The organism is Aeribacillus pallidus, from assembly GCF_050478865.1.
Classification (GTDB): Bacteria; Bacillota; Bacilli; order Bacillales; family JACDOC01; genus JACDOC01.
Genome location: NZ_JBCNBW010000013.1, coordinates 1 through 22,942, shown reverse-complemented (window position 1 = coordinate 22,942; position 22,942 = coordinate 1). Strand labels below are relative to the sequence as shown.

The 22,942-nt window shown below is 38.3% G+C and carries 27 protein-coding genes; 5 read left to right on the top strand and 22 right to left on the bottom strand.

The features are described from left to right. Nucleotides 1-90: 90 nt before the first annotated feature. Nucleotides 91-795 (bottom strand): purine-nucleoside phosphorylase, encoded by a 705-nt coding sequence (gene deoD / locus ABES52_RS03535; protein ID WP_429649000.1) that lies wholly within the window; start codon nt 793-795, stop codon nt 91-93. A gap of 165 nt (nt 796-960) precedes the next feature. Here deoD and ABES52_RS03530 point away from each other — a divergent pair, with 165 nt between their 5' ends. Then, the gene (locus ABES52_RS03530; RefSeq protein ID WP_429648998.1) at nt 961-1,113 is read left to right on the top strand and encodes a protein YoyE; all 153 of its coding nucleotides are present in this window, start codon (nt 961-963) and stop codon (nt 1,111-1,113) included. Between the two features lie 35 nt (nt 1,114-1,148). Here the strand turns inward: ABES52_RS03530 and ABES52_RS03525 are convergent, their stop codons facing one another. The 3 genes from ABES52_RS03525 to ABES52_RS03515 form a co-directional block, all read right to left on the bottom strand. Then, nucleotides 1,149-1,490, bottom strand: a complete 342-nt coding sequence (locus tag ABES52_RS03525; RefSeq protein ID WP_429648996.1) for a YodL domain-containing protein — start codon at nt 1,488-1,490, stop codon at nt 1,149-1,151. A 132-nt stretch (nt 1,491-1,622) separates the two neighbouring features. Then, nucleotides 1,623-2,393: a sporulation protein gene (locus tag ABES52_RS03520; RefSeq protein ID WP_429648994.1), complete on the bottom strand. Its 771-nt coding sequence runs from the start codon at nt 2,391-2,393 to the stop codon at nt 1,623-1,625. 144 nt (nt 2,394-2,537) lie between these two features. Beyond that, nucleotides 2,538-2,708 (bottom strand): YozD family protein, encoded by a 171-nt coding sequence (locus ABES52_RS03515; protein WP_429648992.1) that lies wholly within the window; start codon nt 2,706-2,708, stop codon nt 2,538-2,540. Nucleotides 2,709-2,841: 133 nt separating this feature from the next. On the opposite strand from ABES52_RS03515, the gene ABES52_RS03510 reads away from it, so the two are divergent. Next, nucleotides 2,842-2,991 (top strand): hypothetical protein, encoded by a 150-nt coding sequence (locus ABES52_RS03510; RefSeq protein WP_429648990.1) that lies wholly within the window; start codon nt 2,842-2,844, stop codon nt 2,989-2,991. 7 nt (nt 2,992-2,998) lie between these two features. Here the strand turns inward: ABES52_RS03510 and ABES52_RS03505 are convergent, their stop codons facing one another. The 11 genes from ABES52_RS03505 to ABES52_RS03455 all read right to left on the bottom strand — a co-directional run bounded on the left by ABES52_RS03505 (nt 2,999) and on the right by ABES52_RS03455 (nt 13,902). After that, nucleotides 2,999-3,673 (bottom strand): germination protein YodN, encoded by a 675-nt coding sequence (locus ABES52_RS03505; RefSeq protein WP_429648988.1) that lies wholly within the window; start codon nt 3,671-3,673, stop codon nt 2,999-3,001. Between the two features lie 124 nt (nt 3,674-3,797). Continuing rightward, nucleotides 3,798-4,034, bottom strand: a complete 237-nt coding sequence (locus ABES52_RS03500; RefSeq protein ID WP_429648986.1) for a YozE family protein — start codon at nt 4,032-4,034, stop codon at nt 3,798-3,800. Between the two features lie 78 nt (nt 4,035-4,112). Beyond that, entirely contained in the window at nt 4,113-4,427 is a 315-nt protein-coding gene (locus ABES52_RS03495) for a YokU family protein (protein ID WP_429648984.1), read from the bottom strand. A gap of 5 nt (nt 4,428-4,432) precedes the next feature. Next, complete coding sequence (gene kamA / locus ABES52_RS03490) at nt 4,433-5,830, bottom strand: lysine 2,3-aminomutase (RefSeq protein WP_429648982.1); 1,398 nt, start codon at nt 5,828-5,830, stop codon at nt 4,433-4,435. Between the two features lie 130 nt (nt 5,831-5,960). Beyond that, nucleotides 5,961-7,400, bottom strand: coding sequence for a sigma-54 interaction domain-containing protein (locus ABES52_RS03485; RefSeq protein ID WP_429648980.1), 1,440 nt, complete (start codon nt 7,398-7,400; stop codon nt 5,961-5,963). Nucleotides 7,401-7,442: 42 nt separating this feature from the next. Beyond that, nucleotides 7,443-8,291, bottom strand: coding sequence for a putative beta-lysine N-acetyltransferase (gene ablB, locus ABES52_RS03480; protein ID WP_429648978.1), 849 nt, complete (start codon nt 8,289-8,291; stop codon nt 7,443-7,445). A gap of 69 nt (nt 8,292-8,360) precedes the next feature. Next, nucleotides 8,361-9,785 carry an aldehyde dehydrogenase family protein gene (locus ABES52_RS03475; RefSeq protein ID WP_429648976.1) on the bottom strand — a complete coding sequence of 475 codons (1,425 nt, stop codon included), beginning with the start codon at nt 9,783-9,785 and terminating at the stop codon, nt 8,361-8,363. A gap of 134 nt (nt 9,786-9,919) precedes the next feature. After that, a complete protein-coding gene (locus ABES52_RS03470) occupies nt 9,920-11,188 on the bottom strand; it encodes a peptidase (protein ID WP_429648974.1) in 1,269 nt (422 codons plus the stop codon). Then, on the bottom strand, nt 11,185-11,871 hold the full coding sequence (locus ABES52_RS03465) for a 3-oxoacid CoA-transferase subunit B (protein WP_429648972.1): 687 nt from the start codon (nt 11,869-11,871) through the stop codon (nt 11,185-11,187). The genes ABES52_RS03470 and ABES52_RS03465 overlap by 4 nt, the downstream gene beginning before the upstream one ends. Then, nucleotides 11,856-12,554, bottom strand: a complete 699-nt coding sequence (locus ABES52_RS03460) for a CoA transferase subunit A (protein WP_429648970.1) — start codon at nt 12,552-12,554, stop codon at nt 11,856-11,858. Before ABES52_RS03460 ends, ABES52_RS03465 begins: the two co-directional genes overlap by 16 nt. Beyond that, the gene (locus tag ABES52_RS03455) at nt 12,529-13,902 is read right to left on the bottom strand and encodes an aspartate aminotransferase family protein (protein WP_429648968.1); all 1,374 of its coding nucleotides are present in this window, start codon (nt 13,900-13,902) and stop codon (nt 12,529-12,531) included. Before ABES52_RS03455 ends, ABES52_RS03460 begins: the two co-directional genes overlap by 26 nt. Nucleotides 13,903-14,139: 237 nt before the next feature. Between ABES52_RS03455 and ABES52_RS03450 the strand changes: the two genes are divergently transcribed. After that, the gene (locus ABES52_RS03450) at nt 14,140-15,963 is read left to right on the top strand and encodes a methyl-accepting chemotaxis protein (RefSeq protein ID WP_429648966.1); all 1,824 of its coding nucleotides are present in this window, start codon (nt 14,140-14,142) and stop codon (nt 15,961-15,963) included. Nucleotides 15,964-16,236: 273 nt separating this feature from the next. Here ABES52_RS03450 and ABES52_RS03445 read toward each other — a convergent pair whose 3' ends face one another. Next, a complete protein-coding gene (locus ABES52_RS03445) occupies nt 16,237-16,377 on the bottom strand; it encodes a YjcZ family sporulation protein (protein WP_429648964.1) in 141 nt (46 codons plus the stop codon). Nucleotides 16,378-16,469: 92 nt separating this feature from the next. Beyond that, a complete protein-coding gene (locus ABES52_RS03440) occupies nt 16,470-16,958 on the bottom strand; it encodes a PTS sugar transporter subunit IIA (protein ID WP_429648962.1) in 489 nt (162 codons plus the stop codon). 305 nt (nt 16,959-17,263) lie between these two features. On the opposite strand from ABES52_RS03440, the gene ABES52_RS03435 reads away from it, so the two are divergent. Further along, nucleotides 17,264-18,631 (top strand): RsmF rRNA methyltransferase first C-terminal domain-containing protein, encoded by a 1,368-nt coding sequence (locus ABES52_RS03435; RefSeq protein WP_429648960.1) that lies wholly within the window; start codon nt 17,264-17,266, stop codon nt 18,629-18,631. A gap of 33 nt (nt 18,632-18,664) precedes the next feature. On the opposite strand, the gene ABES52_RS03430 is transcribed toward ABES52_RS03435, so the two are convergent. Then, nucleotides 18,665-19,234: a YpmS family protein gene (locus ABES52_RS03430; RefSeq protein ID WP_429648958.1), complete on the bottom strand. Its 570-nt coding sequence runs from the start codon at nt 19,232-19,234 to the stop codon at nt 18,665-18,667. A 19-nt stretch (nt 19,235-19,253) separates the two neighbouring features. Continuing rightward, complete coding sequence (locus ABES52_RS03425) at nt 19,254-20,054, bottom strand: SGNH/GDSL hydrolase family protein (RefSeq protein ID WP_429648956.1); 801 nt, start codon at nt 20,052-20,054, stop codon at nt 19,254-19,256. Between the two features lie 233 nt (nt 20,055-20,287). Here ABES52_RS03425 and ABES52_RS03420 point away from each other — a divergent pair, with 233 nt between their 5' ends. Next, a complete protein-coding gene (locus tag ABES52_RS03420; protein ID WP_429648954.1) occupies nt 20,288-20,773 on the top strand; it encodes a PCYCGC motif-containing (lipo)protein in 486 nt (161 codons plus the stop codon). Nucleotides 20,774-20,811: 38 nt separating this feature from the next. Here the strand turns inward: ABES52_RS03420 and ABES52_RS03415 are convergent, their stop codons facing one another. The 3 genes from ABES52_RS03415 to ABES52_RS03405 all read right to left on the bottom strand — a co-directional run bounded on the left by ABES52_RS03415 (nt 20,812) and on the right by ABES52_RS03405 (nt 22,765). Further along, nucleotides 20,812-21,654 carry a DegV family protein gene (locus ABES52_RS03415; protein WP_429648951.1) on the bottom strand — a complete coding sequence of 281 codons (843 nt, stop codon included), beginning with the start codon at nt 21,652-21,654 and terminating at the stop codon, nt 20,812-20,814. Between the two features lie 94 nt (nt 21,655-21,748). Further along, nucleotides 21,749-22,000 (bottom strand): DUF2535 family protein, encoded by a 252-nt coding sequence (locus ABES52_RS03410; protein ID WP_429648949.1) that lies wholly within the window; start codon nt 21,998-22,000, stop codon nt 21,749-21,751. An 84-nt stretch (nt 22,001-22,084) separates the two neighbouring features. Continuing rightward, nucleotides 22,085-22,765: an SOS response-associated peptidase gene (locus ABES52_RS03405; protein ID WP_429648947.1), complete on the bottom strand. Its 681-nt coding sequence runs from the start codon at nt 22,763-22,765 to the stop codon at nt 22,085-22,087. Nucleotides 22,766-22,942: the final 177 nt, after the last annotated feature.

Here is a 22,942-nt window from a genome sequence, read left to right as displayed (position 1 = left end):
TCATTTATGCTCTATATATTATAGCACACCTATATAAGATATTTGGTATGTAAAAAAAGTGCCATTCCAATTAGGAATGACACAACGGTATTACTCTTGAATCGCCGCTTCTAAAGCAACTTCAATCATATCATTAAATGTTGTTTGGCGCTCTTCCGCTGTTGTCTCTTCTCCTGTTAAAATATGGTCGCTTACCGTTAAAACTGATAACGCTTGACGGCCAAACTTCGCGGCTAACGTATATAGTGCGGCCGTTTCCATTTCAATTGCTAAAATGCCGTATTGCGCCCACTTCTCATGTTCAGCATTATCATTATAGAACATATCGGCTGTAAACACGTTACCTACTTTTAAGTCTAACCCTTTGGCCACTCCCACATCATACGCTTTCTTTAATAATTCAAAGTTCGCAGTTGGTGCGTAATCTACCCCACCAAATGTTAAACGGTTCATTTGTGAATCTGTTGAGGCGGACATAGCTAAAATAACATCACGAACTTTAACATCTTTTTGTATGGCACCACATGTACCTACACGGATTAACTTTTGAACGTTATAGCTTTGCATTAATTCGTTAATGTAGATAGAAATAGAAGGTACCCCCATCCCTGTTCCTTGAACAGAAATACGCTTTCCTTTGTATGTACCTGTAAATCCGAACATGTTTCGAACTTCATTGTAGCAAACAGGATTTTCTAAAAACTTTTCAGCAATGTATTTCGCTCGGAGTGGATCCCCTGGTAATAACACCGTGTCAGCAATTTCATGTTCTTTTGCAGCAATATGAATACTCATTGTTTAACCTCCTTGGTTTTTCTTTAGCACGACCATTGTACTTGGTTTTTTTGCTGGATGCAATGACATCTAATCATATTCTGTTCATTTACGGGAAAAATAAAAACGTTCACATCTGTTTGCCGATCCACATACGCTTAAAGACGATCAAGGGAGGACAAAAAAATGGGAAAAAAACACCGTAATCGAGTGAATCAGCCGAAAAAAAATAATCATATTCCAGAAGAACAAATGCTTGCTGAACATGAAGCCCATGGGAAAGAACAATCAGCAGCCAAACGGAAAAATTCACCTGGACATCATTTAAGAGATTATTAAAAAAACAACTCGGTCGTATCAACCGAGTTGTTTTTTTAGCTCGTCTGTTTTTTGGCCAGTCGAAGATGTACACGATGTATTTGTCTCCACCCTCCTGTTTGCAGTTGATAGTAATAGTGCCCGTTACGTCCTTCGTCGATAAATACAATATCTCCCGTCCCTAAATATCGTCCTCTATAATCTTTCGGTACTAAGTCTTGTACATTAAACATTCGGAACACTTGGCTTATTAATGTTTCATGATCGGTACTATGGATAAAAAAACGGTACACTTGCCGATACCCTTTTTTTTGACCAAATTGCGGTGTTTGAAAAATCGTTACATCATACTCATTATATTTTTCCGTATACTTACGAAATCGACGAAAGACTTTCAAATATACCACCTCGTTCCCCTTTATTTATATAGGTAAGTTAGGCAACGACTTTGTCGATTCCTTTATCAAAATAATTCTTTTTTTGTCGAAAAGAAAAAATAGACTCTTCCATATGAAGAGTCTAAAAAATATTTATGTATAACGAGTAATAATCTCTTGAAAATTGTTGGTTAACTTTGGAACATCACTTTCTTGAATGGTTAAGCGAATTAAAGATTCATCTAAGTTTAATGCTTCTGCTAAAAACCCTCCAAGACCTCGTGCACGACGGTCGACTTCTAAAATAATTTCACATTCAGATGTAGAATGGTGAAAGAACATTACTTCCAGTTCATCTAATTTTCCACGGAACGGACCATTTACAGGAATCAATTCAAATTCTTGAACAAACGGATATTTTTTTCTAAGCGAATGCGGTGCTTCCTTGCATTCCACCTCTCGTATATAGAAACCTAAATCGGTTAGCGCCGAAAGAACAGCGTCAGTTAAACGGTTTGGCTTCACTTCAATATAATCCTGGTCTTTCGGGTCAACGGCATTTTTAATATCTAACCCTGTAGCGACCCAAACACGTGTGTTACCATACGTCACCGGTGTATCAATGGGTAGTTGTAATTCGAATGGAATGATTTTTTCTTCGTTTGGACCAATCGTAAACGACTCAGTAATTCGAATTTGTTCAATAGTTGCATAGTCCGTCCATTTTTTATCATCTGATTCACGAATATACGTGGTATGAATCGTTAAATAAATTTCATCAATGTGTTGTTCAACATTTCCACCATGTATTTCTACGACACCTTTCATTGTTTCTCCAGCATGATAGCTACTTTTTTCCAACTTCGTATCTACTTTAGCAGCACCAATACCGAGACTAGCAAAGACTTTGTTAAAAAACGACATCAACTCATCCTCTCCTTTCATCGGTACGTTTTTACCCTTATTTTATTTTATTTAATGTACGAATAAATCACAAAGAGGTTTCAAAAATACATTGATTTTATTGTTCCAATAAAATCAGCCCTTTAAGCAAGGGCTGTTGTTCCATCAATCAGTAATCTCTTCATCAATGATACATTTTTCAATTAAGTATTCAAACGTTATGTCGGCGATCTCCGCTAATTCTTCCTCACTGGGAACATACCCTCTTTCCGTTAAATGTCGAAAAAAGAATTCCGCAATTTCTTCCGTATCAATGTATACATCCATCTCACGCATACAACCGCCTCCTTTATTGTTTTCATTTTATGTTCATGCCCCTTCGGATATGTGTGAAATATTTTATTGGAATAAATACTTTTACCACGTCATAAAGATGAGAATAAAAGGACAAGCTCGAAGGAGGAAAATGATGAAACAAATAACGGTAACAAATCAATCGGAATCATTTGTAGGAGAAGAACAAATTTTGGTTTGGATGGAGTTTTTATTAACCTTTTTGTTTCGAGGATTTTTACTATTAGCCATTCCAGTTTTTATTCTTGCCATAAATTTATTGTAAAGGTTCATTAGCCACTGCTGTACTTCTTTAAATAGTCACGAATTTGCTGTAAAACGGCTAAATAATATTCATCCTGAAATATTTCGTATAGCATTTTATAATCATTATAAGCATCTAGTAAGCGGTCAATCATTGCTTTTTTCCTTTGTTCTTTTTGGAAAGAAGACTTTTCATTGTCTTTTTTCTCTGGAAGGGAAGTAAACTCTTTTTCTCCGTGTTGTATGGGGTAATGGAGTTCGTACTGTTTACTGACAGAATGTGAAGATGAAGATGTTGAATCACCAATAAGGGTTAATTCTTCCTCTCCAGCTTCTAACCACTCACCATCTGACAAACGAGATAATTCATAGATTACATCTTCCCATGCGTCTTCTTTGTATCTCCAAATTTCTGTCCGAAAACCAACTACTTTAAAAATATCTCCTTTATACCCATTTACTGTTACTATATCCCCGAAGTAAAATTTATAGTGAATATCAATTGTTTCTTTTTTGATCAACTTTCCTTCATAATCTTTTAAATAGGATAAACAATGTTCTCGAAATAAACCATCACTTTTGTTTATTTCATAAACGTACTGATTTTCAAGTTTTTTAATCGCAGTAATCTTACCAACAGTCCCGTAAATCGTTATGACAACCGTATCACCTACTTTGAATTTCGGTTTTTTACGACTCCCCACTTTTGCCCATCTCCTCACGGAAACTTTCGATGATATATTAGTATATGCGCGCGGACAAGTTTCGGTTGTGTAAAAAGGTGAATTATATTCAGAATTTTTAAACAAAATAAAAAATTGCCCTTATTTAATTAAGGGCAATTTTTATTTCATCGGCGACATAAATTTCCCAAGCTTGATCGAAAACGGTCATACTAGGTAGGTAGTCGCCGTTTAATTCCAAATACCTGCTTACTTCATCGTAAGAAGAAGATTGTTTTGGAAAGCTATGGTCTTTGTATACATGATTGGCAAATACAGCTAGTTCGTCGGTTGGATTCGAATCGCGAAATTTCATTAAAAAGTGATAAAATGACTTTCTCATATAGACGCCTTCCTTTAATTCTTTTTTCTATCACTATAACGAATGATAAACCATTCGTAAAGAAAGGGGTCCTGTGCATTATGAACAGGTATCATCGTCATCAAAAGCAAAATAATTCCGCTTCAATAAACGAGGTATTTGCAATAGTTGTTGAAAATTGATTTCTTTTTGGATGGACGACGTATCGATTAAAAAAAGTTGGTCTTCGATTTCACGAATGATCGATTCCGGTTGATAAATCATTCCACATTCACTACAACGTACAGAAGGCGTTTCATTTATCGCAATCGCTCGAGATCCATCAGGTAGCTCCCAATAAACGGTTTGCTGTTCTTCTACAACCTGTTCACTTTGGCACCAATCACAAATCGGTTTTAACTCCCATTTAGGCATCTTTTTTACTCCTTTTCCTCGATCTTTTTTAAATGGGCTTGGTATTTTTTCTCTTTTAGTTGGTCTCGTTTCTCTCGGAAATCTTTTAGTGACTGATGATTCGGATCTTGTTCAAACGTTTCTCGACGCTTTAAGCGTTGTAAGTTTTCCGGAACGAGATTGAAATGCTTCTCATTCATGACACCAGCAATACCCGTATTTGATTGTTTTTGATCTATATCCGGATAGATTTCTTTAAAATAAGCATCGGCTTGACCTGGGACATAATTCGTTGGTTCTGGATAAGATGTAATGACGCCTTCATAGTTACGCAATATGACTTTGTCAGCACTTTGGGAAATTAAATAGTTTGGTTGGAGGGCAATTTTTCCCCCACCACCAGGAGCGTCTACAACAAACGTTGGTACACAATAACCGGAAGTATGTCCTCTTAACCCTTCAATGATTTCTAACCCTTTAGAAATCGGGGCTCGGAAATGCCCTATTCCTTCAGATAAATCACATTGATAAATATAGTAAGGTCTAACGCGTATTTTAACTAAATCATGCATCAGTTTTTTCATAATTGGTACACTATCATTGATTCCAGCTAGAATAACAGCTTGATTCCCAACCGGTACACCGGCATCGGCTAACATTTCACAAGCACGTTTCGAATCTTCCGTTATTTCTATCGATGTATTAAAATGCGTATTTAACCAAATCGGATGATATTTTTTTAAAATAGTACATAAGTTTTCGGTAATACGTTGAGGAAAGACGACTGGTGCCCGCGTACCGATTCGGATGATTTCTACATGCGGAATTTCGCGCAATTTTTTTAAAATGTACTCTAAAATTTGGTCATTAATTAACAAACCATCTCCACCAGACAGCAACACATCTCGGACTTCCGGTGTTTGTCGAATATAGTCAATCGCTCGATCTAACTGCTTCTTGGGAACTCCCATTCCAATTTGTCCGGAAAACCGCCGGCGTGTACAATAACGGCAATACATGGAACATTGATTCGTGACTAAAAAGAGCACGCGGTCTGGATAACGGTGAGTGAGTCCTGGGACAGGTGAATCTTCGTCTTCATGAAGAGGGTCTTCGAGATCGTATTTCGTTTTATGAAGTTCACTTGATATCGGAACGGATTGCATACGAATGGGACAGCGTGGGTCATCCGGATTCATCAGCGAGGCATAATATGGAGTAATATTTAAAGGAATCGTTTTTGTTGAAATTTTAACCCCTTCTTCTTCTTCCGGTGTTAAATGAATGACTTTTTTTAAGTCATCTAGCGTGCGAATAGTATGGGTCAGCTGCCACAACCAATCATTCCATTGTTCTTCTGTTACATCTTTCCATAATTCGATGTCTTTCCAATGACGCTTTGGCCGATAAAGATCCATTTTCATACGTATCCCCCCAACAACGTGTTTCTATTATTACATGCAAGAGATATACCAAAGGTAACCGATTAGCAAAAAAGATGAAATCATTACTTCCGGCTTCAAGCTGGGGGGCAAACAACATCCACTGTAACGCCTAAATATTGGCACAAAACTCTTTGACATGAATTTTATATTTTCCTATTTTATATTGTAACGTTTGTCTTGGTATTTGAAGAAGTTTTGCCGCTTGCTTCACATTTCCGTTTACCTTTTGTAACGCTTTTTCAATCCATTCTTTCTCTGTTTTCTGAACAATTTGCTGTAATGGTACTGGCCATTCTTCTTGCTGTTTGACTCGACCTTGCTTAACAGATTGGAAGTTATAGCTTTCTCTAACCCTTTTTAGTAACAGGGGGGGTAAATGATGTTCCTCTAACCATTCGTCCTCACATACATTCATCATATATTCCACCGTATGTTTTAATTCGCGAACGTTTCCAGGCCATTCATATTGTTGAAAGAATGAAAGTAATGATGGGATCATTCCTCTTACCTTTTTTCCTAGCTTTCGATTCCATTCGTTGATAAACGCTTCCACAAGCAATGGGACGTCCTCTGTTCGATGACGAAGCGGTGGTAATTCGAACATGAGTACATTTAATCGATAGTATAAATCTAAGCGTAATTGATTGTTTTCTACCGCTTCCAACGGGCTGATGTTTAACGCTCCAATGATTCTAACATTCACCTTTTTTGCTTGAAGGGCCCCCACGCGCCGAACTAGACCGTCCTCTAATACTCGTAATAGTTTCGCTTGCAATTCAATGGGCATCGTATGAATTTCATCTAAAAATAATGTGCCGCCGTCTGCTAACTCGAACAATCCAGGACGTTCGACTGCACCTGTATAACTTCCTTTTGCCGTACCGAATAAAATGCTTTCTAATAATGACTCCGGAAGGGCGGCACAATTTTGGGCTATAAAAGGTTGGTCTCTCCTGAGGGACGAATGGTGTATACCTTGAACAAATAATTCTTTCCCTGTCCCACTTTCTCCAACTACTAATACAGGACTTTCAGAAACAGCTAATTTTTTAGCGAATTGAATCATATCCAAAAGAGGTTGATGCTTTGTTATAATATGGTGAAAATGGTAAGAGGAAGTGGATACCTCAGTTCTATTGGTTGTTTTCTTCATTTGTTGATGTAAGTCGATGAGCTTTTCATTCAGTTGTTTTAATTTTGAATAATCTCTAGCAATTTCAACCGCACCGGCTAATTTCCCTTTTACAAATAAAGGAATGGTTGTATTCACCGTTTCAATCCATTTTCCGTGAAAATTTACATATGACTGAACTTGGTTTACAATTGGTTTTTTCGTTGTTAATACTTTTAACAACGTGCTTGTTTCTTTCGTTAAAGATGGAAAAACATCAAGCACATGTTTTCCTAATACTTCCTTTGAATGTAATCCATCATATTTAGCGGAAACATCGTTATAAAAAACAGTGTAGCCATAAGGGTCTACCAGATGAATCCCTTCATCAATATTATTTAATACTTCCGAAAAAACAGCTAATAAGTCATCGTGCACGAATCATCCCCCTTTCTCGTAATAAAAATTGAGCATTGGTGCTTAATTTTTGGCACCACCTAATTGTTTATACCAGACGTTCATATCTTCTAACTTGTCGTAAATATAACAATTATTCCCTAACCTTCCTCCATACGTATAGCCTAATTGAGAAAAGGCGGCATTCATTCCGTAAGAAAGGGAACGGGCAATCGTATAAACACAAAAAATTTGTTTGTTCTTCAACTCTTGCTCAAGTGAAAAAAGAAGCTCTTTCATCAATCCACCTTTTCGATAAGAAGGTAATGTCGCGCAATCAGTTAATTCGGCATTTTTATATGTCTGATTCACTTCTGCTGACGCGGCGGAAATAATTGTGTTGTTTATTTCGATACAATAAAAAATCGTTCCTTGATCGATACTTTTTTCAATATAGGAAGAATCATGAAGTGGAACAGGATAAATTTGAAACACTTCTTTGTATAAGGACGATAAGTTATAGGCATCGGATTTTGTTGCACGCCGAATAACTCCATTGATTTCTTTCTTCATTGGAGGGGTTCCATCAGAAATGACAGAAGCTACAATTTCATCTTCCTTTGTCCACAGATCACTGGATCGACGATCACTCCTTAAAAATTTAGAAAAAAAGAACATATCACTGCCATGATAATATCCAGGAACAATCGCTTCTAAAACAAATCCTTTGGCTAGCGCGATCGCATGATGTTCCCATCGCAGTTTAACAATTAACTTCTCTATCCCTTGGTCTTTCCCTGCTTGTTCAATCCATGTAAACAAGTCTTCAACATTTCCCCGATAATCATCGACACGAATGCGTTTATTAAACAAATCAACGTAAACTTTCGCGAACAAACGAGGTTGTCGAATCGTCATCACCGTTTGGTCCATAAAAATTCCTCTCCCTTCCCCTGATAAAAAGGGCTGATGAAGGTGTCATCAGCCGAAAAAAAGTTGCTATCATTCAGTTAGTTTAAAACTGATCAGTTTGATTTCAGTCACCTCTTCAATAGCGTATTTAATTCCTTCGCGCCCCATTCCGCTCATTTTCACTCCACCATATGGCATATGGTCGACACGGAAGGTTGGTATTTCATTAATCATGACTCCACCGACGTGTAATTCACGGGATGCGCGAAAGGCTTTATTTACATCATTTGTGTACACCCCTACCTGTAACCCATACGAGGAATCATTCACTGCCTCAATCACCTCATCGAAATAATCGAAACGATTAATATGCACCACGGGGCCAAAAACTTCTTGACATGAAATTTTGTCAGATAATGAAGCATTTAATAAAACAGTTGGTTGCAACATTCGATTGATTACTTTACCACCATATTCGAGCCTCGCACCATGGTTAACAGCTTCTTGAATCCAATTTTGGATACGTTCGACCTCTTCTTCTGATATCAGCGCGGAAATATCTGTTTCATGATGGAGTGGATTTCCTAACGTAAGTTTTTTTGTTTCTTTGACAAATTGGTCAACAAAGGAATCATACAAGGATGAATGTACAAAAATGCGTTGGACAGAGATACAAACTTGACCTTGGTACGTAAATGCCCCTGTGACAACGCGAGGAACTATGTTAGAAATATTCACCCCTTCATCGACAATGACAGCCGAATTGGAACCAAGTTCAAGGGTAACACGTTTTAATCCAGCATGTTCTCGTAACCATTTTCCTACTACAGGACTACCGGTAAATGTAATCATTTTCACCCGCTCGTCCTTAACAAACGCTTCCCCGGCAATTTTTCCGCTACCTGTAACGACATTTAAAACTCCTTTCGGAAGGCCGGCCTCATGGAAATAATGCGCAATTCGATACGCACTTAGAGGGGTTTGACTTGCCGGTTTTAACACGACGGTATTTCCTGAGGCAATCGCTGGTCCCACTTTGTGGGCAACTAAATTCATTGGAAAATTAAACGGAGTGATCGCCGCAACCACACCAAGTGGTTCTCGGACTGTAAAGGCAACGCGTCCTTCGCCGCCAGGAGCCGCATCTAGCGGAATCGTTTCCCCGTATATTCGTCTAGCCTCTTGTGCTGCAAACGTATACGTCATTATCGTTCGGTCGACTTCCGCCAAGGCAGTTTTTATTGGTTTTGCTGCTTCTTGGGCAATCAGACGAGCACATTCCTCGCGGTCTCTTTTTAAAAAAGCAACCACTTTTTCTAAAATTTCAGCCCGTTTAAAAGCTGGTATGGATTTAAATGTAGGAAACGCTTCATGTGCTGCTTGAATCGCTTCATGAAATTGTTCTTTTGATGCTCTCGCTACTTCACTTATCATTTCTTTAGAATATGGGGAGTATAGTGGTTCGGATATCTCACCTTCCACGTGTTCTCCGTTAATCCATAACAACTGCTTCATTTCGAAACCTCCTTAAGCGTAAACGAAGGGTGGATGTTTTCTATTACTCTTTTATCCTATAAACGATTGGATAAAAACGTCAAACAATTCCTACTTTCACTGAACTTTTCATAAATTCCTTCTTAATCATATATTCACTCTTCGAGCCCACACCAATCGATCATCGTTAACGCAATAATTTCGGCCGCTTCAAACACTCGGTCGAGGACAATACTTTCATTGGCGTCGTGTGCTAACTCTGTCGTACCTGGGCCAAAAACGACGACAGGAATGCCGCCACCTTTAGACAAAATGCCACCATCCGTTCCCCATGGGGAAGCTTCAATCATTGGCAAATAACCCATCACTTGTTGAAATGCTGTTTCCACAGTTTTCATGATGGGATGGTCGATCTCAATATCTCCTGGTTGCCAACGACCACCAAACCATTCTAATTTTGGAGCATGTTGGTTGAGCCACTCATCTTGTTCCATCAGTTGTTTTAAGCATTGCTCCATTTCTTGTTCTGCTTCGTGTAAAGTCTCATTAGGTGCCACTCCCATTCTTCCTTCAATAATAGCTACATCGGGCACAGATGAAGGCCATGTCCCACTTTGAATTTTACCTATATTAATCGGAATAGGAATGGGGATTCCATCATATAACGGGTCCGTGATTCGTTCGTTTCTTCTTTTTTCTAATTGTTGTAACCCTTGAATAATGTACATCGCTTTTTCAATTGCGTTTATACCTTCATATCTTGTTCCCCCATGGGCTGCCTTTCCTTTCACGGTTATTCGAAACCACATGGAACCTTGTTGTTTAGGGAATAGTTTCATATTAGTTGGCTCAGGAATAATGGCAGCATCCGCTGTATATCCTCTCACTAAAGCGGATAAGGTGCCGGTTCCTCCACTTTCTTCTTCAATAACGCTTTGAAAAATCACATCTCCTTTTAAGCGAATATCGAGCGTTTTCAACGCCTCAATCGCTAACAGAAGACTGACAGTTCCCCCTTTCATATCCGTAGAACCTCGTCCAAACAGCTTTCCGTTTTGAATGTGTGCACCATAAGGGTCAAACATCCAATCGTTTTCATTTCCTTCAGGAACGACATCGATATGTCCATTTAAAATAATAGATTTTCCTCCACCTGTCCCTTTCCACAAGGCGACGACATTAGGATTTCCTGAGAAGTCATGACGATCGCAACGGAAAAACGAATGGGAACGTACTTCATTGATATCTACTTCCCAAATATCTAGCGAAAGTCCTAATTCCCGACACTTTTCTATAATAATCGCTTGCGCCTTTCCTTCATTTCCTCGTGTACTATTTTCTTGTATGAGCCGTCGTAATAACCGAATCCCATCATCGCGATGATGTTGAAGCCATTGGTGGATTTTTTGTTGAATGTCATTCATTGGCTCTCCCCCACTTCCCCTTCACCCAATTTTATTAAAGAATGCGATATGACAAATGGAGCTTTTGTCGTTTCTTTCAATTCCTCTAACGTCACATCTGCATATATTTCAATCAGTTCCAACCCTTTTGATGTACATCGAAAAACCGCCTTCTCCGTAATAATCAGATCCACGCACTTCTTCGCCGTTAATGGCAACGTACAGTTGGGAACAATTTTCGATTGGCCGTCTTTACTCGTATGACTCATCACGACCACAACTTTCTTAGCTTTAGCGGCTAGTTCAACCGCTCCTCCGATTCCTGGCACCCGCTTTCCTGGTACAATCCAATTTGCTAAATCACCCTTCTGACTTACTTGTAACGCTCCAAGAACGGTAATGTCGATTTTCCCTTTTCGGATGATGCCAAAAGCAATACTTGAGTCAAAATAACTTCCACCAGGAAGTAACGTAACTGGAAATCCAGCAGCATTACATAAATGGGCATCTTCCTCTCCTTTTATTGGGCTTGGCCCCATTCCTAAAATTCCGTTTTCAGCTTGAAATAAGATCCCTTCTGTACTCGGTAAATAATTCGGTATTAGGGACGGAATCCCAATCCCTAAATTGACAACCATACCTGGCTGAATTTCTTTTGCAGCCCTTTTCGCCATTCGATGTCGCGCTTCTATTCCCATGCCCATTTCCAATTCACCCCTTCCGATCGGATTATCATATCAACAAATACACCTGGCGTGACAATTTCTTCAGGTGATAGCTCTCCGACCGGGACAATTTCCTCTGCTTCCACAATCGTATAGTGGCCTGCCATCGCAACTAGTGGGTTCGTATTTCGTGCCGTTTTGTCATAGACAAGGTTCCCTAATGGATCGGCCTTTTTGGCATAGACGATACTGACATCCGCTGTTAATGCTGGCTCAAATACATAGTCTTTTCCGTTAATTTGAACAAACGTTTTTCCTTTCGACAACCATTCGTTATCCAATCCGATATCTGTTAAAATTCCGATTAAACCGACTCCACCTGCCCGTATTCTTTCAGCCAATATCCCTTGCGGACTAAATTCTACTTCTAGCTTTCCTTCTGTCATTAACCTTCCTGCATTGGGATTGGAACCAATGTGTGACACGATAATTTTTTTTGCTCGCTCAGCTGTAATTAAGCGTCCAATACCTATGTTGGGAAACCCTGTATCGTTACCAATAAGTGTTAAGTCCTTTACTCCTTTTTCCCAAATAGAATGAATAAGCGTAGGCGGTGAACCTACTCCTCCAAACCCCCCGAACATAATCGACATCCCATCATAAAAATAAGTTAACGCTTCGTCAATTGAAGCTATTTTATGATTTTTCTTTTCCTTCCCCATCGTTACCCACCTTTTTCGAAAGCTCTTTTTCTATATCAATAAATACATTTTCTAAACGCGTCATAAGTTCATCGATTTCTTTTTTCGTAATCGTTAATGGCGGTGCCACCAATATGGCATCCCCGTGTTTTCCATCAAGTCCAGCAGAAGCAGGGTATAAAATAATTCCATTTTCAAACCCTTTCTCAAGGACCATGTTTGTAAAAAGGGCTTCCTGAGGAAATGGTGATTTTGTTGCCACATCTTGAACAAACTCAATTCCACAAAGCAACCCTTTCCCTCGTATATCACCGATAAAGTTGTATTTCTGCTTTAGTTGATGCAAGTTTTGAGTAAAGTAATCACTTTTTTCTTGTACCCCTTCGATGATTCGGTTTTTTTCTAAATAACTTAATACACTTAATGCAGCCGCACATGATAATGGATTTCCACTATACGTATGACCACTCATGATCATTTTTGACCCTTTTAATATAGGCTCCATGACTTGATCAGTCATTAAAACAGCAGCTAATGGGGAATATCCAGCGCTCAAACCTTTTCCTAATGTGACAATGTCCGGTCGTATATTCCAATGATCACAAGCGAGCATAAAACCAGTCCGACCACATCCAGTCATCACTTCGTCAGCAATAAGGAGTATGTTATATTTTCGACATATCTCTTGGATTCGCTCCAAGTATCCATCCGGAGGTGTAATGGCACCTCCTGAAGCTCCAATAACCGGTTCAAAGATAAAGGCAGCGATATGATCAGCACCTATACGGTTAATCATCGTTTCTAACTGATTTGCACAATGAAGACGGCAGGAAGGATAGGTTTTATCAAAAGGGCAGCGATAACAGTAAGGAGGTTCAATCACAGGCCACGCTTCTAAAATGGCATCAAAACGTTCTCTTCGGGTAGAGTGACCGGACATGGATAAGGCCCCTAACGTAATTCCGTGATAACTAATCCAGCGCGAAATGATTTTTCTTTTTTGGGGCAACCCCTTTTCCTGCCAATATTGGACAGCAATTTTTAAGGCGGTTTCGGTCGATTCCGATCCACTGTTGACAAAAAAAACCCAAGGATAGATTTCATTTGTTAATTCACATAGTTTAGATGCTAATATCTCTGCTGGTGCATTTGAAAATTGGGACCTGTATACAAACGTTACTTTTTTTGCTTGTTCAGCCATTGCATGTAATACTTCTTCAACACCATGACCAATATTGGCTGTTACTGCTCCAGAACAGGCATCTAAGTACTCATTGCCGTTCATATCGTATAAGTAAACACCTTTTCCGTAGTCAATGACCGAGTACGTCCGGTCAATAATTGGTTTAATTAGCCGTGAACGTGGCACAAGCGCCCCCCTCCCCTTTCCTTCCTTTCTTTCTATATGTCTATGAGTAATTGAAAGAAATCTTTCATTCGATGGACAAAACCTTAAATGAAATGATTACTGGTCCCTCTCTAAAACGACAATTCATTCTGACATTTTTGTAAAAATCAACTAATTACTAGATAATTTTTGACAAAAAGTTTAAAATATTGATAAATATTTTAAACTTTTATCAAGACACACAAAGGGGGGAATACGATGAGGCGGATTTACTTCAAAAAAATAACAAAACTAAAATTTCCTCGTATCCGTCTTCCAAAGTTTTCACTGAAGCGTCGTCAAAATTCACCTAAATCGATCATCCCCGCTCCATCTACAAGCTATTTCTCAACGATTCGCGGGAAAGTGTTACTTTCGTTTGGGATTCTTTCAGTCGTTTTAATTGGGCTAACGCTCACATCATATGTAAATATGAAAAAGCTAGAACGAGAGATTGATTACGTTGTCGAACATGACTTGACTGTACATAATGAGGTGCAAGAACTTTCCAAAGCTTTTGTCGATATTGAGACAGGGCAACACGGCTTCGTCATCACTGGCGATGATCAGTTTTTAACCCCTTACAACGAAGGGAAAGAAGTCGTTGAAGAAAAGATGAAAAGTTTGGAGAATTTGTTGAAAGGACAACCAGACCAACTTGAACGACTGGCAGCGATTCAAAAATTCTACCATTTTTGGATGGGATGGATTGATAAAGTTATTGAAACACGACGCTATTATGAACGTGATGTAGCCTTTAGTATGGTAGAATCGTACCAAGGTAAAAATTATATGGACCAAATTCGAACCGAGATTGAAGCGGTCATTGAACAAGAAAAATCTTTATCGAAACAGCGGATTGAAGCCCTACATCATCAAGTATCGATCGCTCAATTCGTCACGATTGCCTTATCAATTTTAGCTATTCTTTTATCGATTTTCTTTGGAATAACGTTATCAAAACGAATTAAAACAAATGTTGAAAAAATTAGTGAGTCTATCGTGGAAATTGCGAATGCTGGAGGAGATTTAACAAAACGCATTGAAGTACATACGAAAGATGAGTTGGCTCAGTTAGCCCAAGATACGAACTTATTAATTGAAGGAATTGGAAATTTAGTTCGGGAAGTAACAAAACTTGCTGAAAACGTCTCTGCAAGTAGTCAAGAGCTGGTCGCATCAGCGGAAGAAACATCCAAAACCATTTTATCGATTGCTGAAACAACAGGGGAAATTGCCTCCGGTAGTGAACAAACATCATTAAAAATGCACGAATCCCTTGAAAAGATGAATGTTTTAGAAGAATCCGCTCGCTTACTCGATGAAAATGCGAAAAGGGTAAAACAATCAGCAAATGATATGCGGCAAGCAGCACAAAATGGTGGAGATTCAGTAAAACAAGCGGCTCTCATTATGATGAACATTGAGGAAACAATGGCTGATACGACAGCAACTGTAGAGTCACTTGGGGAACGGTCAAAAGAAATCACAAAAATTATTCAAACGATTACCAATATTGCTGATCAAACGAATTTATTGGCACTGAATGCTGCCATTGAAGCAGCTCGTGCTGGAGAACATGGTAAAGGCTTTGCCGTTGTAGCCAATGAAATTAGAAAATTAGCCGAACAATCGCAACATGCAGCTAAAGAGGTTACTGCTATTATTCATTCAATTCAACAAGAAGTCGATACAATTGTAAAGCAAAATCAACAAGGAGTTAAAGAAGTCATCTCCGGAGTAGAAATATCAAACAAAACGACAGAAAATCTTGATCACATTTTACATTATTCGAACCATACTTCATTGATTATTGATGAAATGGTTAAACAAATTCAACAAACGATGGAATTAAGTCATGAAGTAGCTCGCTCCTTCGCCATAGTGAATGAAATTGCTGAAGCAACCGCGGTCAATACGGAAACAACCGCAGCTGCATCAGAAGAAGGTTCCGCCGCGATGGAACAAGTGACAGCTTCGGCTAACGAGCTCTCTAAACAAGCCGAACAACTCCGTGATCTCATTTCCAATTTTAAAATATAAATGAATAATGAGCTGAATAGGTAGAAATACCTTTCAGCTCTTTTTTAATATGAAGATTCGTTATTCAATACCAATGATTTTTTCGTCATATCTTTAGAATGTAATGAGTTTTACACATTGTAATCGGAACTTTTTGTCAATTATATCTATATTCTTATTATGTTATTTTACTTACAGCCATTCACGACAATCACTTTGTGTTTATTCATCACCCATACCCTTTTTTCAACTGAAAATGAAAAAGTGTCCTAACGTAATAGGACACTTTATCTCTTACCTCGGGAAGTAGCAAACAGCACCAATAATGATGAGTAAAATGAACAATACAACAATTAACGCAAACGTATTTCCAACCCCACACGGATAACCATACCCACCATATCCATACCCGCAACAATCTTGACCGTAGTACATACCTTTCACTCCTCATATCTTTTTGTATTTTTTACTACGGTATGATAGTTGCCTTGTATACGTTTGTGTGTTTGCCTACTTCCTCTGCTAAATTATTTTACTTTTACTGTCATCAATTCTTGTTCTTTCGCATTTGCCTCAGTGACATCTTTCTTCTCTAGCGACTCTACAACATCACCATTGGTAATAATCATTGGTGTAATGGTACTTTTCGCCTTTTCTTTTACTAAATCAAGGTCAAACGAAATCAATGGATCTCCTTGTTTTACTTTATCCCCTGTTTGTATATGTGCGGTAAAACCTTCACCATTCATCGATACGGTATCAATTCCAATATGAATTAACACTTCTAAACCGTTTTTTGTTTTGATACCTATCGCATGTTTTGTTGGGAAAAGTTGAACAATTTCACCGTTAACAGGTGCATAAACAACTCCTTCGGTTGGATCCATCGCCAAACCGTCCCCCATCATTTTTTGGGAAAATACCGGATCTGGCACTTCTTCTAATGGAATAACTTTGCCCGTCATTGGGGCTACAAATGAAACCGTCTTATTTTTTTTAAATAAATTTTTAAACATTGTACTCACCCTCCGAACTACATACTAACCAAATAAAGGTTGTTTTGCAAGTTAGACATCCTTTGAATGAATGTTTATACACGTTTCACACGCCATATATAAATCCATTTTAGTATGGTCTAATTCACTTTTAGGTGGATACATCCTCCACTAATTTTTTCAATGGGTATGTATATTTAATCAACAAGGATTTGGAAAAAAGGAAAATATTCGGCTTATACATTTGGATAATGGGAAGGGAGGTTGCGTTTTTCCTTTTCCCCGTTCATAATGGTGAATGAATGTGGAAGAAAGGAGTTTGCCCTTTGAATTTACCAATTCCTTTTATCAATAAAATGAACCATCTGCTTGGGGAAGAAGGAAAATTATTTTTAGAAACATACAACGAGCCCAAAACGTCCGGTTTACGAATAAACGAACAGAAAATAACGAAAGAAGAATGGGAACAGCTCAACCCGTTTCAGTTAACCCCAATCCCGTTTGTACCAAATGGATATTATTACGATGAGTCAAAAGATTATCCAGGAAAGCATCCTTATCATGCCGCAGGCCTATATTATATTCAAGAGCCAAGTGCGATGTTTGTCGCCCAAAATCTAGGTGTACAACCAGGGGAAAAAGTTCTTGACCTATGTGCCGCACCTGGTGGGAAATCGACACAGCTGGCGACTTTTCTCGGCCCTCAGGGTTTGCTAGTAGCAAACGAAATTCATCCAAAACGGGTAAAAGCTTTATCTGAAAATATTGAACGCTTTGGATTAAATAATACGTTAGTAACTAACGAAACCCCTGAACGATTAGCCGCAAACTTCCCTGGCTATTTTGACAAAATTTTAGTTGATGCCCCGTGTTCAGGTGAAGGGATGTTTCGAAAAGATCCGGTGGCGATTGAATTTTGGAGTGAAGAACATGTCAATCAATGTGCATTGCAACAAAAACAAATTTTGGCACATGCCATTCAAATGTTAAAACCAGGAGGAATTTTAGTTTATTCTACTTGTACCTTTTCTCCTGAAGAAAATGAACAAACGATTGATTATGTTTTAAAGGAATATCCAGAAATGAAACTTATAAACATCCAAAAAGAACATGGGATTCAACCGGGACGGCCCGACTGGACTAGCTCGCATAACAAACATCTCAAACTGACAGCTCGCCTATGGCCTCATTATGTCAAAGGCGAGGGACACTTCGTTGCTAAATTACAAAAAACAGATGGACCGGAATACGAAAGCCAACCATTTCGCTCTCGGTTGAAAAAAGCCCAGTTAAAAGAGTATGAACAGTTTGTAAAAGAAAACATTCTCCAATTTGAAGCCAATCAATTCTATTTACAAAAACAACATTTATACTCTTTACCTTTTGATTGCCCAGATTTTTCAAAAATAAAGGTCATACGTCCAGGATTACACTTAGGCGAGATGAAAAAGAATCGATTTGAGCCAAATCATGCCTTCGCGCTGCACCTTAAACCAGCGCAAGTACAGCATCAAATCGATTTATCGACAAAATCGGATGAATGGGTCCGATATTTACGTGGGGAGACGTTACCGGGCGAAAAAGATCGCGGTTGGATATTGATGACCATTGACGGATATTCCATCGGTTGGGCGAAAGAAGCAAAAGGAACGTTAAAAAACTTTTATCCAAAAGGATTACGCTGGATGTCATAAAGAACAGGTAGCACAAAATAGGCTACCTGTTCTTTATGGTTGGATTTGAAGTAAAAACGAAATATCGTTATTTTTTAAATCGAATGTTTGGGCATAGATTGCTAAATCGTCTCGAATGTTCAATTCTCTCATGGACACGTAAATTTCCTCTTCTTTTGGATCAATCGATACCCATGTTGGTAGGTGGTAAGATTTTTGAATGAGTTTCAGAATAAATGAGACAGGTAAGTTTAAATTCCCAACTGAAACAGATTCTTGTTTTAATAGTAAATCACCATTTTCTAATGCCATTGGTTCAAAGGTCATTTTAAATTGAATTTCTTCCGAAAATACTGGAAGCGATCCATATAACTCGACCTTATCCGTTAAATACACGTCAAATTGTACAGGAGAAGAAATATTTTCTTTTTCTAAATAATGTTTTATCATTTCATTGACATCTTCTTTTGTGGTTTGTAGTTCGATCGCAATTCCTTCACGCTTTGGCATGTCCGTTACTTGTTTTTTTTCAACCGGACGAGTTATCCAAACGAGAAAAATGGAAATTGCAATCAACTGTACGACTACATAGACTAAAAAAATCCCTTTCCATTTGTTCTTCATTGTTACTCCTCTACCTTCATCATTCGATGTTTTCTGTTAGATGAAAGAGGTCTTTCTCTAACACGTAAAATAACCGTTCTGAAATGAATGCATAGCCCTTTTCATTCGGATGAAAATAATCGTCATATAACAACTCATCTTCTTTATTATAAAAAACTTCTTCTATCGAAACAAAGGATGTTTGCGGATATTGCATGATTACCCTTTTTCCAGTTTCGTTCCAATTACGAATAATGGCATCTATTTCTTTAATGTCCGAAAACCATAAGTGAAATGGGTTATATAACCCCACAAGCACAATGCCAATGTTTTTATTTTCTTTACGAATGTGTTGAATGATTTTCTGAAGACGCTTTTCATACTCCACTTTTGCTTCTTCAAAATATGATAGTTTTAAGTGGGTAATATGCTTTTGAAACACTTTCATCACATCATTCCCACCAATGGTAATTATAACGATATCTGCTTCTTTCAACGCGTTTTTCATTGTTTTATCTTTGTCCAATTTTTTTAACAGCTGATCCGAACGGAGACCTCTCACACCAAAGCTTTCAAATGTGACCTCTTTCACCGATTTTAAAGATTCTAATTTCTGTTGTAAATATGGAACGTACCCTCCACGGTTTGTACGATCTCCAACCCCTTTGGTTAACGAATCTCCTATGGCCACAATCGCCACTTCTTTCGGTATAAAGTCTTTAGGTGGTTCCTCTTTTTCTACAATAGATGTCTCCTTAAAGACATGGGTAGTTGCTCCAGTCCAGGTACACCCATATAATGTAAAAAAAAATGAAATAGTAACGAATAACCACTTAGGCATATTATCCCCCCCTTAACACCTTCCGGCCATCGATTCGTCGGATGTAAAAGTCGTTTCTTTAGTTTATGTCACAAAATTGTTAAAAGTTTGCTCCATTTTACCGAACCGTTGCTGTACCTATTAAAAGTTATTGTATGCAGGTTTATCCAGAGTTATCAAGCGCAAAATAAATGGTTCATTGAAACCCTTTTATGCTATGATGATGTTAGTATATACGAAAAGGAGTTGTGCTTATGAAAAAATACTTGTCCTACTATCTACTTCTCCTCTTCGGACTATTCCTAGTGTTATCTGCTTGTTCCTTACAAAGTACCGAGGATTCATCTTCCGTTACCCATACCGAACATGGGGATATTCGTGAAAAAACTTTATCTAAAAATGAACTTCCTAAGTTTTTACAGGCCGCACATCAAGAAATCCAAACTATCTATCAATTGGCTGCAAATCACGAACATGTGCTTAAATATATCCCTTGCTATTGCGGATGTGCGCTTTCCGCCAATCATAAAAACAATTATGATTGCTTTATTTATGAACAAAGTGGACATGCTGTTGTTTGGGATGACCATGGAACAAAATGTAACGTATGTCTAGAGATTGCTAATCAATCAATATATATGTTCCAACAAGGACATTCGGTAAAAGAAATTCGCCAAGCCATTGATTCAATATATCAAGAAGGATATGCTCCCCCAACACCTACTCCATTTCCTAGTTAACGAAAAAAGGTGACCAGAAAAATCTGGTCACTTTTTATTTACTCTGCATAAAACATAAATCCAATCGCCCCTGTTCCCGTATGGGCGCTGATGACTGGGGTCGTATCAACAATTTGAACATTTTCAAATCCGGTATGTTCAACTACTTTTTCCTTTAGTTTCATAGCGAGATCGACCGCATCTGCTTGAGCAATACCTACTCCTTTAATCGCTTTTCCAGCCACTTTTTTCAACATTTCGTTTAATAGAAACCTAATGATTTGCGATTGACTACGAACTTGTGTTACTGGAGAATATTCACCGTCTTCTAAACAAGCAATCGGTTTAATATTTAATAAGGAACCGATCAGGGCACGTCCGCGACCAATTCTACCGCCTTTTACTAAGTTTTCCAATGTACTAACAACGACATACAATGACGTATTTTCTTTAATTTCAGTAATTCGTTGAATAATTTCTTCTTTTGAATAACCTTGTTGTGCCATTTTAGCAGCTTCACATACTTGAAAGCTTAACGCTAACGAAATAAAGAAGGAATCTACGACAGTCACGTTGGCCCTCGACAATTGTGCAGCCTGCTCTGCCGTCCGAACGGTTCCGCTTAATTTACCGCTAAGATGAATGGAAATTACTTCATACCCTTCATCTGCCAATTGATCATAGACTTCTTGAAAGCGACCAATCGATGGTTGGGAACTTTTCGGAAGCTCCGAAGACTGCTTCATTTTTTCGATAAATTCTGTTGGCGTAATTTCTGTTCGATCCAAATACGATTGACCATCAATTGTGATGGTAAGTGGTACAACATGGATGTTTAATTTTTCAATTTGTTCATTCGGTAAATCTACTGTCGAATCGGTGACAATACGAATATTTGCCAAAAATTTCACTTCCTATCTATCTACTCTCAATTATTATATCTTTTATGCCATCATATTCAAAAAAAACAACAAAAAGCACGTCTAAACGGCGTGCTTATGCATTATTTTTTAATACGTTCACTTGATAAATTTGTTCATATTCCGTCCATTTTAACACTTTCTTTAAGTACTCACGGAACGAGTACACTTTTTTTGGACTGGACTGGTGGTGAATTTGTGATAAAAACAACTGTAATCGTGCATTTACTTTAAAAAATAACGGATTATCTTCCTCCAATACTGGGATATCCAAGATTTTTACCTTCTGTCCAACATTCGTTCTGAACTCAAGGTTTTTTAATAACAAAATATCAATCCTCTTTTTCACCCGTTTGATTTTATTATAACCTAAAACATTTGCAAATGTTGTCGTAAAATGCGAAAAAATCAATTAAATTTTGACAGATTCATCCCTTTCTATACACAAAGGAACATCGTTTTTTGGAGAATTGACAATCGGTCGCACCGGATATTTTATCAGCATATCGTTTGCAAGTGGTTGTAGAAAATCAGTGGTGTCATGGAACGTATATGATTCCACGTCAAGCCACCGCTTTCTTTCCTCTTCGGTTATTAAAATGACGGGCATCCGGTGATGAACCGATTTCATAAACTCGTTCGCTTCCGTTGTAAGAATGGTACACGTCACCTTTTCATCCCTACCCTCGACATGTCGGTCCCAAAGGGCTGCAAAAGCAAATGGACGGCTATCTTTCCGCATGATTCGAAACGGTACCTTTACTCCGTTCACAAGCCCCCACTCGTAAAAGCTATCTGCGAGCAACAACGCTCGTCGTCGATGAATCAACGATTTGAAACTCGTCTTTTCTTGCAGCGTTTCTGCTCGAGCATTAATTAATGGCATCCAAGCTTTTCTGTCTTTTACCCATGATGGAATGAGCCCCCACTGGAAATAACCTGCCTTTCGGACGCCGCCCCGCTCAACGACTCCTAACACCGGTTGAGTGGGTGCAATATTATAGCGAAGGTCAAATTCCTCAGGAAAATGGTCAATGAGAAACTCCTCTATTAATTGTTTTGGTTCGACGATTAACGTATAGCGTCCACACATAACTCTTCTTCCTTTTTTATTTTTTTATTCCCACTTTTTTATTAATTAAACCATCTGTCATTTATTTTTTAGGCTGTGTTATATGTCATTTTTGATTTTTAGCAAGTTGTTTACATGAAGCGAAAGGCGGCGACTCCAGCGAGAACAGCGTGCCAGGTAAGACCCATACTTGAGCGT

What these genes read in the sequence shown, in the direction of transcription:
- deoD (WP_429649000.1), bottom strand. Translation starts at nt 795, where the DNA reads ATGAGTATTCATATTGCTGCAAAAGAACATGAAATTGCTGACACGGTG.
- ABES52_RS03530 (WP_429648998.1), top strand. Translation starts at nt 961, where the DNA reads ATGGGAAAAAAACACCGTAATCGAGTGAATCAGCCGAAAAAAAATAAT.
- ABES52_RS03520 (WP_429648994.1), bottom strand. Translation starts at nt 2,393, where the DNA reads ATGTCGTTTTTTAACAAAGTCTTTGCTAGTCTCGGTATTGGTGCTGCT.
- ABES52_RS03515 (WP_429648992.1), bottom strand. Translation starts at nt 2,708, where the DNA reads ATGCGTGAGATGGATGTATACATTGATACGGAAGAAATTGCGGAATTC.
- ABES52_RS03510 (WP_429648990.1), top strand. Translation starts at nt 2,842, where the DNA reads ATGAAACAAATAACGGTAACAAATCAATCGGAATCATTTGTAGGAGAA.
- ABES52_RS03500 (WP_429648986.1), bottom strand. Translation starts at nt 4,034, where the DNA reads ATGAGAAAGTCATTTTATCACTTTTTAATGAAATTTCGCGATTCGAAT.
- ABES52_RS03495 (WP_429648984.1), bottom strand. Translation starts at nt 4,427, where the DNA reads ATGCCTAAATGGGAGTTAAAACCGATTTGTGATTGGTGCCAAAGTGAA.
- kamA (WP_429648982.1), bottom strand. Translation starts at nt 5,830, where the DNA reads ATGAAAATGGATCTTTATCGGCCAAAGCGTCATTGGAAAGACATCGAA.
- ablB (WP_429648978.1), bottom strand. Translation starts at nt 8,291, where the DNA reads ATGGACCAAACGGTGATGACGATTCGACAACCTCGTTTGTTCGCGAAA.
- ABES52_RS03475 (WP_429648976.1), bottom strand. Translation starts at nt 9,785, where the DNA reads ATGAAGCAGTTGTTATGGATTAACGGAGAACACGTGGAAGGTGAGATA.
- ABES52_RS03470 (WP_429648974.1), bottom strand. Translation starts at nt 11,188, where the DNA reads ATGAATGACATTCAACAAAAAATCCACCAATGGCTTCAACATCATCGC.
- ABES52_RS03465 (WP_429648972.1), bottom strand. Translation starts at nt 11,871, where the DNA reads ATGGGCATGGGAATAGAAGCGCGACATCGAATGGCGAAAAGGGCTGCA.
- ABES52_RS03460 (WP_429648970.1), bottom strand. Translation starts at nt 12,554, where the DNA reads ATGGGGAAGGAAAAGAAAAATCATAAAATAGCTTCAATTGACGAAGCG.
- ABES52_RS03450 (WP_429648966.1), top strand. Translation starts at nt 14,140, where the DNA reads ATGAGGCGGATTTACTTCAAAAAAATAACAAAACTAAAATTTCCTCGT.
- ABES52_RS03445 (WP_429648964.1), bottom strand. Translation starts at nt 16,377, where the DNA reads ATGTACTACGGTCAAGATTGTTGCGGGTATGGATATGGTGGGTATGGT.
- ABES52_RS03440 (WP_429648962.1), bottom strand. Translation starts at nt 16,958, where the DNA reads ATGTTTAAAAATTTATTTAAAAAAAATAAGACGGTTTCATTTGTAGCC.
- ABES52_RS03430 (WP_429648958.1), bottom strand. Translation starts at nt 19,234, where the DNA reads ATGAAGAACAAATGGAAAGGGATTTTTTTAGTCTATGTAGTCGTACAG.
- ABES52_RS03425 (WP_429648956.1), bottom strand. Translation starts at nt 20,054, where the DNA reads ATGCCTAAGTGGTTATTCGTTACTATTTCATTTTTTTTTACATTATAT.
- ABES52_RS03420 (WP_429648954.1), top strand. Translation starts at nt 20,288, where the DNA reads ATGAAAAAATACTTGTCCTACTATCTACTTCTCCTCTTCGGACTATTC.
- ABES52_RS03405 (WP_429648947.1), bottom strand. Translation starts at nt 22,765, where the DNA reads ATGTGTGGACGCTATACGTTAATCGTCGAACCAAAACAATTAATAGAG.